Origin of the sequence: Slackia piriformis YIT 12062 (assembly GCF_000296445.1) — a bacterium.
GTDB lineage: Bacteria > Actinomycetota > Coriobacteriia > Coriobacteriales > Eggerthellaceae > Slackia > Slackia piriformis.
Map to the genome: position 1 here is coordinate 1,173,158 of NZ_JH815198.1, position 12,882 is coordinate 1,186,039.

Genomic DNA, 12,882 nt, shown 5'->3' on the forward strand with positions numbered 1-12,882 from the left:
TCGCCGATATTGCAATTTCGTTAGCTCAGCAGCTTTTTCGCGACCTTTCCCACGCTTGTATGGGGAAGCTCCGAGGGAAATTCGAACAGCGTCGGAACTTTGAAATCCGCCAAGCGGCCGGCGCAGTACGAACGCAGGGCCTCTTCGTCTTTGCGTGCGCCTTCCTCGAAAACGACGAACGCCTTGACGGCCTGGTCGCGCACAGAATCGTCTACGCCTATAACCGCCGCTTCGGCGACGCCGGGATAATCGAGCAGCACCCCTTCGACCTCAGAGGCCGAAATGTTCTCGCCCGCGCGCTTGATCATGTTGCTTTTGCGGTCTACGAAATAGAACCATCCGCTCTCGTCGCGGTAGCCCTTGTCGCCCGTAAGGAACCTCCCCTGCGCGTCGAAGGTGCGCGCCGTTGCCTTGGGGTCGTTGTAGTAGCCTTTCATGAGGGTCTCCCCCATAACGCCGCTCACCACGATCTCGCCGATTTCGCCTGGAGCACACGATGCGCCTTCCTCGTTCACGATATCGACGTCGTAGCCCAGGCCCGCACGCCCGACGGAAGGCCACTGGCGATCGCCGTAGGCAAGATCGGTCAACACCCAGCACACCGATTCGGTGGAGCCGTAGCAGTTCTGCAGACGAACGCCAAAGCGCTTCTCGAACGCGTCTTTCTCCTCAGTAGAGATGGAGAGGTAATACTGCACCGTGCGCACCTGGTGATCGCGCTCTTCGGGATCGACCGGCTGCATCATCATGGTGCGCGCCATCATGGCGACGGCCTGAACCGCCGTTGCGCGATGAGCGCGAACCTGTTTCCAGAAGCGGCGCGCGCTGTACTTCCTCAAGAAGACGAGGGTCGCGCCCGCTGTAAGCACCGGCATCAGGGCGGAAAGCTGAAAGTTCGAATGAAACGCCGGCATGGTGGTGAGGAAACGGTCTTCGGGCGTCAGACAAAACTCCCAATCGCCGTACAGACCGCTGTAAAGCAGGTTGTAATGGGTCAGCTCGACACCCTTCGGACACGATGTCGTCCCCGAGGTGAACATGATCTCTGCCACGTCGTGGGAGTCGAGTTCGCGAATCTCGGTCAGAACAGAGGACTGGCGTGCAACCTCGGTGTCGAAATCGACGGCCCCCTGTTCGAGGAATTCGCCGGCTGCATGGCAAACGAGCACGGTTTCCATGGAGCATCCGGCCTTTTCGCCGTAGTAGAACTCCTGAAAATCGGGCTCGGTCACCAGCACGCGGATGGCGCAACGTTCGAAGACGAACGCGCACTCTTCGACCTTATGCTGCATATTGATAGGAACCGACACGGCGCCGATCTTCGCGAGGGCGAACGTGACGGAAAGATACTCGGGCGAGTTATAGAGCTGCACCGCGACGTTTTCGCCCTTTTCGACGCCGAGCTCGAGGAAATAGTTCGCTGTGCGGTTGATCAGCGCATCGAACTGCCCGTAAGTGAAACGCGTAACGGTACCGTCGCAGTCTTCGAACACCAGAAACTCTCGATCGCCTTTGTAGCGGGCAAGCCCGTCCCAAAGGTTGCGGATATTCTCATTTCCCACGATGCCGCACATGCTTCGGCCCGTTCCTTTCCCCTCTTGTATACGCGGAGCCCGATTGCTCGGGCTCCGCGCTGCGTTAGCCGCTTAGACGGCTTTAGAAAATCGCGTTATTCGCTGATCTTGACAACGCCCTGCTCGGCAAGCTCGCGCACCTGTTCCTCGGTGTAGCCGGCCTTGACCAGAACGTCGATGGTGTCGCCGCCCTGCTTGGGCATCGGACGCCAGACCTGGCCCGGGTTGTTCTTGAACTTCGGGAAAATGCCGAGGCCGTGGAAGGTCTCGCCGTCGACGGTCTCCCAGTCGAGCCAGTTGTTGCGAAGCTTCATGTGCTCCTGGTTCGGCAGGTCGTCGAGGTCGTTAATCACCTGAGCAGCGATGCGGTGAGCAGCGAAGTCCTCTTCGATCTCGAACTTGGAGTGCTCGAGGCAGTACTTCTCGAACGCAGCCTGGATCTCTTCGGCATGCGGGTTGGAAAGCCACAGACCCGAGGTATCCTCGGGGATATCCTCGGTGCCCCAGAGATGGCCGAGGCCGATGGTCTCCAGGAAGTGCTTGTTCTGGTCGACGCCGTAGAGGCAAACGCCCAGGAAGCCGTCCTTGCACTCGAACTCGCCGATGCCGCAGAGGTTCTGGTTGCGAGCGCCGGGACGAGGCCACTTCACGCCGTCATTGAGGTAGTCGACCAGGTAGTACTGACCGATGGACAGCAAGGTCTCATACATTGCGAGGTCGATGGACTCGCCCTTGCCGGACTTCTCTGCCTTGTAGAGAGCGGCCATCGTGGAGAAGCCGATCATCAAGGTGTTGAAGTAGTCGCCAGCGTAAGGTCCGGGGAGCATAGGCTGCTCGGGGGTGCCGTTCTGCATGATGATGCCGGAGTAGGCCATGACGGTCAGGTCGTAAGCGGCGCGCTTGACCATCTTGGGATCGCCCTCCTGGCCGAAGCCGGAAACATGGACGATGACCATCTTGGGGTTGAGCTCCCACAGAACGTCATCCGTGATGCCCTTGCGAGCCCAGGTGCCGCCCTTGGATGCCTCCATGAAGATGTCGGCGTCTTTGACGATCTCGAAGAAAGCCTTCTTGCCCTCTTCGGAGAAGTAGTTGATAGAGACGGAACGCTGGTTGCGGCGCTCGGCCTGCTTGACGTTCGCGGTGTCGCGGATGGTGTCGCCTGCGCCCGTGTTCTCGAGCCAGATGACGTCAGCGCCCCAGTCTGCCATCAGGTCTGCGGCCTTCGGGCAAGCAAGCTCGACTGCTGCATAGACAACCTTGACGCCATCGAGGGGGCCGAAGGACGGTTTTTCAGTAGGAATTGCCATGATATACACGACCTTTCTTATATCCTGGCGGGTCGCAGGGGCGGACGGCTTTCCGCCCCTTGCCCGTCAATCCCTAAGGGTTAAGAACGATGAAGCGCTATTACTGACGATAGGGCTTGATGGCGTTCTTGGAGGCGGTGAGAATCATCATCTCGTCGGTACCGCCGGAGACGCGATCGACGCGCAGGTCGCGCCAGATGCGGTTGATGCGATGCTCGGAAGCAACGGCGATACCGCCCATGACCTGCATAGCGTCGTCGACAACCTCGAAGGAAGCGTTGGCGCAGAAGTACTTGCACATTGCAGCGCGGCCAGCGTCCACGTCGCCGCCGAGATTGTGGTCTGCATCCCAAGCCGTCTCATAGAGCATGTTGCGCATGGAGTCGAGCTTAATGGCCATGTGGGCGAACTTCAGGGAGTTCAGCTGGAAGCGAGCGACCGGCTTGCCGAAAGCGATACGGGTCCAAGCATGCTTGGCAGCATCCTCGAAAGCAGAGATTGCGGTGCCGTAGTCGCAAGCGCCGACGAGCCAACGCTCGAAGTTGAAGTCGGAAACGCCGCGGTTGAAACCGTTGCCCTCTTTGCCGAAGAAGTCCTTCTCCTCCATCTCGACGTTGTCGAGGTAGACCTCGCAGCAAGAGTCCATACGCAGGCCGAGCTTGGTCAGCGGGGACAGCTTGATACCAGGCTTGGACATGTCGACGAAGAACTCGGAGATGACATCCGGGTTGTCGGCGTCGCGGCACATGATGATGAGATACTTCACGCCCAGAGAAGAGGTGATGAAGGTCTTGGTGCCGTTGAGGTAGATCTTGCCGTTCTCACGCTTGTAGGTGGTCTGCAAGCCGGAGACGTCAGAACCCGCGCCCGGCTCGGTGCATGCGGAGTTGACAACCTGCTCGCCGGTGCCGAGATATTTCAGGCAGGCTTCGATCTGCTCTTCGGTGCCCTCGCGGACAATGGTGTTGTAGCCGGTGAGCAGATAGAGGACGTAGGTCGGAGCGCCGTACTGGCCCAAAACCTCATAGATCGCCATCAACGTGGTGAGGGGCTCCTCGAGGCCCAATCCGCCATGCTCCTCGTCGAGCATGATGCGGTCGAGACCGAGCTCGCACAGACCCTGCGTCCAGCGCAGAGGATACTCGTGCTTCTCGTCGCACTCATGGAAGTAGGTCTCCCAGTTTTCGCTCTCCATGTAGTCGCGGTAAGACGCAACGATAAGCTCCTGCTCGTCGGACAGCTTGAAATCCATGATAACCTCCTGTTTGCTATAAGGATTTCCATCAGCGCATTCCGTTTTGGAGATGCGCCGAATTACCTAAATCGGATGCAGCCGCGAAATGCCGGGCTGCAGGTTTTCTATGCGACCGCCATAGACGGGCCGCCAGCCGCGTGCTAGGCACGGCGGTTCTTCCAGAATTCAGCGCTATGCTCGATGCAGATTCCTGCCTCGTCGAGCATGCGGGAGTAATGCACGAATGCATGAAGCACGCCTTCGAAAACTTCGAATTCGTTGTCAATGCCGTTGCTGTCGAGCACGGCGGAAAGACAGGCGCTGTCGTCGCGCAAGGGGTCAAGACCGGCAGCTGCGATGTAGCAAGGCGCCATGCTGGTCTTGAGGTCGTTGGAGAGCATGTCCACATAGGGAGCCTCGGACTCGGTTGCCAGGTCGTTGAGCCAGCACTGGTTGTAGTACACGAGGTCTTCCTTGCGCATGCCGTCGAATTCCCATCCGAACAAACGGCGGGAAGGAGAATCCATCAAACCGTAGAAGCCGTAGTACAGAAGCAGAGACTTCACGTAGGAGTTGTCGCCCTCTTCATCGCGCAGCCACAGGTTCGTGGCCATGGAAAGGACCGCTCCGCCGGAATCGCCGGCGAAAGAAATGTCCTCGCCGTCGATGCCCTTCTCCTCGCCGTGCTCGTGCAGATACTTGGCAACGAGCGCGCACTCCTTGATGTTGGTGGGATACTTAGACTCCGGGGACAGGTGATAATCCACGCTTACGACCGCAGCACCGGTCTTTTCCGCGAGGATGCGGCAAACACGGTCGTGCGTGTCGGGATTGCCCACCACGAATCCGCCGCCGTGGATGAACACGATCGCCGGAAGCTTTTCGGCCTCGACGGGATAGTAGAAGCGAACCTTGAATTCGCCCATGGGGCCGTCGAACATCTCGTCGACGGTCTTGGCCATGACCGGGCCGCCTTCGTTCCAGAACTTGCGTTCTTTGGTGTAGTTCTCGCGCATGCCCTCAAAGCCCGCGTCGGTTGCGAAAGCGTCGCTACCGGCAAGCTCAGCGCTTTTCGCGAGAACTGCTTTCATCTGGTCGTTCATAAGAGCATGTGCGTCGACTTTATTCTCCATGAATCCATTCCTTTGCATGAATGCGAATGTACTGGGAGGCGCGAAGGGTTAACTGAGCCTGCCTCCGCGCCTTGTTATCTCATCGGATGAGGCAGAGCCGATGAAGGGGCCGTGCTTGGCCGCCGCGAAAGCGGCCAAGCCTCAGGTTTAGAACCGTTCGCCTTATTTGGCGGCGAGGTGCTTCTTCACGGTGCGCAGGCACATGAAGAGGAAGAAGACGCCGGCGATTGCGAAGACTGCCTCGATCGCGAAGATCATATTGTAGGCAGCGTCGCCGGAAGCATCGATCATGCCGCCGTACCAGGTGTGGATGAAGATGTCCGGGCAGAAGCCGATAACGGACAGCAAACCTGCAGCGGTGCCGAAGATGCGCATCGGGATGCCCAGCTCGGACAGCGGCGAAGAGCCGATGGAGAATGCGCCGTAGGTGGCGAAGCCGAAGACGACGACCAGGCAGACGGCGATGATGGCCATGCCGGGATCTTGCGGCAGGACGATGAAGACGCCCAGGATGACCAGCGCGAGAACCAAGCAGCCCATGATGGTCTTGGTGCTCTTGATGCGAGCGGCGATGACGCCGAGCGCGGGGCCTGCGAGCAGGCCGATACCGTAGGTACGGATGAGGCCGACGACGTTAACGAGGTTGGAGTCGGTGCCGAGCGAAGTCAGGTACGGGGTGGTGTAGGTAGCGCCCTGATACACCGTGTACACGCAGAAGTATGCGAGGCATGCCCAGATAACGCCGGGGGTCTTGACGGCCTCCACGGCGTCGGCAACGCTGAAGCCCTTGGCGTCTTTGTTGATCTCGCCCTTGAAGTCGGGCATGAAGATGTAGGACAGAATGCCGAGCAAAGCGATAATGACGCCCAGGAAGATCAAGACGGCCTGGATGCCGGCGGACGGAATCGGAATAGCAGCCACGATTGCGGCGTTGATCAAGCCGATGATCAGACCCACAGCGCCGTAGATGGAGTAGCTGATGCCGATCTTGGTGGGATATTCGTCCTCTTCGCAGCACAGACGAATGACCTTGAAGCGGGTGCCCCACCAAATGAGGATGGAAGTGATGCCCATGCCGCCGAAGAGCACGTAGCACATCGTCACGGACGGCAGGGTCGCATAGACGAAGGTCAGGATGGCGGTGCCGATGAAGCCCCACGTTGCAAGCGTACGCATGCGGAACTTGTCAGCGAGAACTCCGGAAGGCAGGTAGAAGATAACGGCTGCGATGCCGTAGAACGACACCATGGCGCCGAGGTCGGCATTGGTGCAGCCGAGGCCCTGCATCAGAGGATCGTAGAAGACGTTCTTCAGATACATGGGCGTGTAGATAATAGAAGAACCCATAGAAATGAGGATGATCAAGAACCACTTATGGAAGCCCGTAAGGTCCTTGTACGTCACCTCGCCCTTGCTCTTAGCAAGAAAAGACATGTGATTTCCCTTTCTCATGTATCCCGCAAGGCCTCAGCGAAACCTTGCAGAAATCCCCAACATCCCTTCCCTGCTTATATAGTCCTCGGCTCCCCTCGCCGACCTCAGTACCCTGCCGGCGCGTTTTCGGTCTGTCTCGAACTCAAACCGAAAGCGCGAGGTCTATATAAGGACTCGCGGGATGTGATCGCGTGTGCGCGATCTAGTCGGATTCGGCCCCTTCGCCGACGTTGATCTGCCTCCTCTCAAGGGATGGACGCTCCCTTGCGGCCATTCGGAGGGTTTCACTCAGTTCTCCACAAACCGCAAGACCAGATGTGGATATCTTGTGCTCAACGCCATAGAGCCGCATCGCTCAATCGCTATGAATATCGCTTTACTCGATCGCGTGTGAGTAGTTTTGCTCGAGGTACTCAATTTCAAGGGATGCCTGTCATCAGGGAAATCTGGGATGATTCACCAAGGGGTTTATTGGCTTTACGATAGAGAATGGCAATGAGAGGGCCTCGTCTCTACAATCGAACCCTATGTATTCGAGCCTTTTATCGCACGATATGGGGAGGGAACATGCGTTCTGAAGACTCTGACGCCAAAGCACTTCTATCACCAGAAAATCGCGAACGTTTCGGCATTCGTTACTTAGGACTAAGCCTCATTCTGGCGTGGTATTACTGCCTTTGGTTCTCTCCGAGTATGTTCTCTACGCTGCCCATTACCGACGACGCCGTCACGTTCTCCTGGCTTTCGACACTCGCTTTAACCGGGTTCGCATTCCTCACGACGCCTTTCGTCTTTACCAAGGTTCATATCTACAAGCAGCCCGTCATCATGTGGGTCGCTTCAGCGGCCACCTGTATAGCCACGATGGCTTTCGGCGCACTCGGGACGATTCTCAACAACCTCGTCTTCGGCTTCATCATATTTCCCGTCATCTTCGCGGCCGGCAACGCCATCATGTGGGTTGCCTGGGGCGAGCTTCATGCCATTCGCAAATCGAACTTCTCGCTCCACAAGTTCTCGCTTTCTTTCGGCATCACCATGTTCATCGCCATGAGCGTCACTACCCTGCTGCCCCATATCGCATCCAACATATTCGTCGCTCTTCTTCCTTTGCTAAGCGCAATGCTCTACCGGAAGAGCAACGAGAAATTTCAGGATAAAGAGCTGCCGACGCTCTTGCCGAAAGCGACCCGCGCCAAAACGAGCAGAGCGACGTTTTTCATCTCCATCGCCATCTCGATTACCTGCGTAGCGTGCTACTACAACATCGCAATCATCCCTATCGACCAGCTGCTCCCCGACGGCATGTCTTATGTGGCGGGAATCATCGGGTCAGCCGTAGTGTGCCTCCTTCTTTCGCTTGTCCAAAAGCTCACCAAGAAAGAAATCGCCACCTACCGCCTGCTTCCTTGGGTCGTCGTGGCCTGTTGCGCAGCTTTGGGCCTCTACGCAAACGGAGACCCTGCGCTCTACAACGTGTCGTTCATCATCACCATAACGCTTGCGGGCATTTTCGAGCTGTTCCTCGTCTCCTACTTCGGCGCCCTCTCTAACAAGGGACACCTTGCGCCGGTCATGGCGTTCGCTGTCTCCGGCGCCGTTGTGCGCCTGGGATTCTTCTTCGGAGACGGATGGGCCATCGTATACGAGCACAATCCATTCCTGGCCGAGCATTTCTCAACCAGCACGTCCATCTTCTTCCTCTGTCTGCTTGCGATGGTTCTCGTTCCGCTGCTTCGCCAGGAAAGCGCCATCATACAACTGACCAAGGCGCCTGCGGCTTCGTCGGAAATCGAAGAAGTCTGCAACGCCGCAATCGAAGAATTCTCGCTTTCGAAGCGCGAAGGCGAAATCCTCAAATACATCGCACGCGGATATACCATCGACAACATTTCGAAAAAGCTCGTCATTTCGCCCTACACCACGCAGACGCATGTCCGACACATCTATTCGAAAATGAACGTGCACAAGCGAAGCGAGCTGCTCGATTACATCAATATGCACCGCAATGACGCGTAAGGTGGCGCAACCGGCAGGAACCAACAAGCCCGCCGTGCACGAGCGACGATTCCGCAACCGCAAAACGCAATAGAAGGCCGGCTCTCACTCCGGCCTTTTTTCATGCCTTCGATGCAAAAGCACGACCCACGTGCGCGCCTCCTGCGCAGCACACGCCCTCGAGAGCTCGACACTCCCCTCCCCTTTGAAATACATGCACGAAAACGAAGCCGCGCTATCGCATTTTGTACGATACGTACCAAAAAAGCGCGCGGCAGCGCTTCGCATGGGCAAATCAGAAGCATTTTAATACCCAAATCGATTCATTTTAGGTATTATCTCGGGTTCTTACGGGCATTCAACGATTCCCGTTGATACGTTTCGTACAAAATGCGAGTGCCGAAGAGCAAAATCGTGCACGGAAGGATCCTTCACGGCCGCATAACGGCTCATAGCCCGCAGAGACGCCGCACATCATGATGCGTCGAGGCATCCATGGTCGCGCTAGCGCTTTGGCGCACAAACGCCACGAGGCAAGCCGCGAGCATGGGAACAGAACGCATCCGCATCGCCCTTTAACGCATGAACGGCGCTTCCGAAGCGAGACTGCGAAGCGCAATATGGCCACGTCGGTACTTTGAAGCGTGAAGCATGCTTCTGAAACGAAGCTGCGAAACGCAATGGCCGCGTTGGTGCCTTGACGCATGAGTGCCGCTTGCCCACGCCCATGTGTGCCCGCAGAGACAAAGAAAGCCCGTCGGCATTTGCCGGCGGGCTTCGTACAGGATGCGCTAAAACGCAAGCGTCTTAGCCGAAACGGTATTCCACGCCCATGGTAGGCTGCGGATTTTCCCATTTCTTGATAATGGTATCGCCGCAAGCAACACGGCAGGTGCCGCACTCGAGGCAGCCGGCATAGTCAAAGGACTTGTTGCCATCCTCGTCGCGCTTGTACAGCGCTGCAGGACACACGCGAATAAGCTTGTCGAACTCGGCGTCGGACGGATCGTCGACGAGCTCGATGTGTGCATTGGACTCGTCGACTTCGTACTTGTTCAGGGACAGGTACTCGTCAACGTTCACCGTGAATTTGATATCACTCATAGTGCCTTCATCGCTCCTCGAACGTCTTTGAACAGGTTCATCATGCCCATGCCCTTGACGATAGGCATCATGGACTTCTTCATGGGGGCAACCGGGGTGCCATCGACGACGAACATGGTGTTCATCATGTCACGAACCATCTCGGGATAGCCGCAGAACATGCGATCGAAGTGCTCCATGAAGTTCGGCACGTTCTTGAACTGGCGAAGGTCCTTCATGACGAAGGAATTCTCCAGCGCGTCAACGTAGCACTGCAGGCCAGCCTTGGAGGTGTCGCCCGCATCGAGCGCCTTTGCAGCAGACTGACCAGCCATCTGACCAGCAGCAACAGCATAGTCCATACCACGAACGGTATAGCCGAGGTTCACGCACATGGTGGCGTTGTCGCCAGCGATCAAAACGCCGTCGGCAATCAGGTCAGGCATCGTGGTGATACCGCCCTCGGGAACCATGTGGCCAGAATGCTCGACCAGCTTGGCGCCCTTGAGGACAGGAGCGACCTCAGGACGATTCTTCAAATCCTCGAGCATCTGGTACACAGGCACGGAAGCCTTGGTAGCAGTCGCCTCGATGCCGGCGACGATGCCGAGAGAGATGGAGTCTTTGTTGGTGTAGATGATGCCGCCGCCGAAGGTGCCATGCGTGCAGTCGCCCGCGAACAGCCATGCAGCGCCCTCGCCAGGATTGCACTGGAAGCGCTTCTCGATTTCTTCCGCAGGAAGCTCGTAAACCTGCTTGATGCCAACGGCCATCTGGGCAGCAGAGGGACGAGCGGCGCCGACGGCCTGCTCGGCAAGCAGGGAGTTCGCACCGTCGCACAAAACGACGACGTCGGCAGTAATCTCGTCTTCGCCGGCGAAGATGCCGATGACCTTGCCGGATTCGTCTTTGACGAGCTTCTCGACGGCGATGCCGTAGATGTACTCGGCACCGGCGTTTTCAGCCTGCTCGGCCAGCCACTGATCGAAGGGGCCGCGCAGAACCGTGTAAGACTCCTGACCGTCCTTCAGAAGATCGTCAGAGGCGAAGTCGATGGTGAAGTTCGAGTCGGGAGACATGAGGGAAATGCGCTCGTGAGAAACCTTGCGCTCGAAGGGAATCTCGTCGTAGTTGTCGGGGAACACCGCGCGCAGGCAATGACCGTAGATTCGTCCACCGGTCATGTTCTTTGCGCCGGCATAATTGCCGCGCTCGACAACCAGGACGCTCTTGCCCGCTTTAGCGATCTCGTAGGCGGCAACCGATCCGGCGCATCCGGATCCGACGACGATAGCGTCGAAGTCTGCCATTGGCCTCATCCTTTCTTTGGGAGCTTGTAAGAAGCCGGCGCGGTAAACCCGCGCCGGCCGTATCGCTTAAAGGTCTATGCTCTGTTTAGAGAGCGGCAACCAGAGCGGGCAGGACGGTCTTGACGTCGCCCACCAGACCGAAGTCGCACTGCTTGAAGACAGGAGCGTTCTTGTCTTTGTTGATCGCGAACAGGGTGGTTGCGCGGTTGCAGCCGACCATGTGCTGCATCTGGCCGGAGATACCAGCAGCCACATACACCTTGGGAGCAAGCATCAGGCCGGAAACGCCGATGTAGGTCTCCTTCGGCATCCAGTCAACGCCCTCAGCGAGCGGACGGGAGCAACCGAGGCCGGCACCGAGTTTGTCGCAGAGGTCGCGAGCAACCTGGAGGTCTTCCTCAGCGGCGAAGCCACGGCCAGCAGCGACGACAACGTCAGCCTTGGTCAGGTCAACGCTGCTCTTCTCGATCGGCTTGGAAGAAACGAGCTTGACAGCCTTGGCGGGAGCAACCCAAGCGAGCTCCTCGACTGCGTTGTCGCCAGAAGCCTGAGCATCAGCGAAAACGCCAGCGCCAACGGTGAAGAATGCAACCTCGCCGGCAGCCTTCTGCTTCTTGATGCCAACGCCGCCGAAGTACATGTTGTCGGCAACGCCGTCAACGATAGCTATTGCGTCGGTGACGACAGCAGCGCCTGCATGAGCCGCGAGCTTGCCAGCGATAACCTTCACATGCTTGGTCGGCTCGGCGAGCACAACGCCCGGGGTCTCTGCGTCGAATGCAGCGATCACGGTGTCGGCAGCATCGTCGAAGACAGCGCCTTCGGGGAGAGCGACATGCAGAACCTTGTCAGCGCAAGCTGCGGGGACTTCCATGTCGGCAACAGCAACGAGAACGACCTCGTCGGCCATGGTGCGAGCGCCAGCGCAGAGCTCTGCAGCAGCGTCGGTGCGTTCAGCGAGAACGAATGCTTTCATCTTGGAATCCACCCTTCCCTTACAGCGCGGCCTTGATGGCAGCGGCGAACTTCTCGATAGCGCCATCCTCGGAGGCGTCAATGATCTCGAGCTTGCGATCAGCCTGCTCGGGAGCCTTGCAGTCAACAACCTCGAGGGCTGCAGCGTAAGCACCGTCGGCGGCGGAAACGTTCATCGGCTTCTTGCCTGCAGCAAGAATGTCCTTCATGCCCGGAATGCGGGGCAAAGCAACGTCGGGAACGACAGAGATGACGGCGGGCAGAGGAACCTCGACGGTCTCGACAACGTCTTCGAGAACACGCTCGACGGTTGCAACGCCGGCACCGAGCTCGATCTTGGCAGCGCCGTTGACAACGGGCAGACCAAGCTTGGCAGCGAGCTGAACGTCAACCTGCTGCGCATAGTTGTCAGCGGAGCCGTCGCCGCAGAGGATGAGGTCGTACTCGCCGACCTTGCCGAGCAGATCGGCCAAAGCGGCAGCGGTGGCATGAGCGTCCATATCGGCGCATGCGTCATCGGCGGTCATGAAGAGCTCGTCAACGCCACGGGCGAGAACGTTCTTCTTGAGCTTGGAGTCGTCGATCTTCGCGTCGCCCACGGTCACGCCCACGACAGAGGCGCCCTCGTTAGCAGCAGCGAGCTGAGCAGCTGCCTCCATGGCATTGAGATCGTAAGTAGAAACGATCTTGTGAGCCTTGGAGAAGTCGAGGCTGCCGTCGCCGGACACCTGGATGTCCTGGTCGTCGGAAACGACCTTGAAGGAAACAACGATTTTCATCCTGTACCTTTCCTTTCTCGTTGCAAAATCACATCTATGATTTTGATTTAGC

Annotated in this window: 10 protein-coding genes; 1 reads left to right on the plus strand and 9 read right to left on the minus strand. The window is 57.9% G+C overall.

All coding sequences use genetic code 11. The features are described from left to right. Positions 1-20: 20 nt before the first annotated feature. The 5 genes from caiC to HMPREF9451_RS05225 form a co-directional block, all read right to left on the minus strand. A complete protein-coding gene (caiC, locus tag HMPREF9451_RS05205; RefSeq protein WP_232204093.1) occupies positions 21-1,562 on the minus strand; it encodes a crotonobetaine/carnitine-CoA ligase in 1,542 nt (513 codons plus the stop codon). 107 nt (positions 1,563-1,669) lie between these two features. Next, positions 1,670-2,884, minus strand: a complete 1,215-nt coding sequence (caiB, locus tag HMPREF9451_RS05210) for an L-carnitine CoA-transferase (protein ID WP_009139255.1) — start codon at positions 2,882-2,884, stop codon at positions 1,670-1,672. A gap of 100 nt (positions 2,885-2,984) precedes the next feature. Beyond that, on the minus strand, positions 2,985-4,136 hold the full coding sequence (caiA, locus tag HMPREF9451_RS05215) for a crotonobetainyl-CoA dehydrogenase (RefSeq protein WP_009139256.1): 1,152 nt from the start codon (positions 4,134-4,136) through the stop codon (positions 2,985-2,987). 143 nt (positions 4,137-4,279) lie between these two features. Beyond that, positions 4,280-5,251 carry an acetyl esterase gene (gene aes / locus HMPREF9451_RS05220; protein WP_009139257.1) on the minus strand — a complete coding sequence of 324 codons (972 nt, stop codon included), beginning with the start codon at positions 5,249-5,251 and terminating at the stop codon, positions 4,280-4,282. A 162-nt stretch (positions 5,252-5,413) separates the two neighbouring features. Next, positions 5,414-6,685: an MFS transporter gene (locus HMPREF9451_RS05225; RefSeq protein ID WP_009139258.1), complete on the minus strand. Its 1,272-nt coding sequence runs from the start codon at positions 6,683-6,685 to the stop codon at positions 5,414-5,416. A 567-nt stretch (positions 6,686-7,252) separates the two neighbouring features. On the opposite strand from HMPREF9451_RS05225, the gene HMPREF9451_RS05230 reads away from it, so the two are divergent. Next, a complete protein-coding gene (locus HMPREF9451_RS05230) occupies positions 7,253-8,704 on the plus strand; it encodes a response regulator transcription factor (protein ID WP_009139259.1) in 1,452 nt (483 codons plus the stop codon). Positions 8,705-9,490: 786 nt separating this feature from the next. Here HMPREF9451_RS05230 and HMPREF9451_RS05235 read toward each other — a convergent pair. The 4 genes from HMPREF9451_RS05235 to HMPREF9451_RS05250 all read right to left on the minus strand — a co-directional run bounded on the left by HMPREF9451_RS05235 (position 9,491) and on the right by HMPREF9451_RS05250 (position 12,830). After that, a complete protein-coding gene (locus HMPREF9451_RS05235; protein ID WP_009139260.1) occupies positions 9,491-9,787 on the minus strand; it encodes a ferredoxin family protein in 297 nt (98 codons plus the stop codon). Beyond that, the gene (locus tag HMPREF9451_RS05240) at positions 9,784-11,076 is read right to left on the minus strand and encodes an FAD-dependent oxidoreductase (protein ID WP_009139261.1); all 1,293 of its coding nucleotides are present in this window, start codon (positions 11,074-11,076) and stop codon (positions 9,784-9,786) included. Before HMPREF9451_RS05240 ends, HMPREF9451_RS05235 begins: the two co-directional genes overlap by 4 nt. 85 nt (positions 11,077-11,161) lie before the next feature. Beyond that, positions 11,162-12,052, minus strand: a complete 891-nt coding sequence (locus HMPREF9451_RS05245; RefSeq protein WP_009139262.1) for an electron transfer flavoprotein subunit alpha/FixB family protein — start codon at positions 12,050-12,052, stop codon at positions 11,162-11,164. A 19-nt stretch (positions 12,053-12,071) separates the two neighbouring features. Beyond that, positions 12,072-12,830 (minus strand): adenine nucleotide alpha hydrolase family protein, encoded by a 759-nt coding sequence (locus HMPREF9451_RS05250; RefSeq protein ID WP_009139263.1) that lies wholly within the window; start codon positions 12,828-12,830, stop codon positions 12,072-12,074. Positions 12,831-12,882 lie beyond the last annotated feature (52 nt).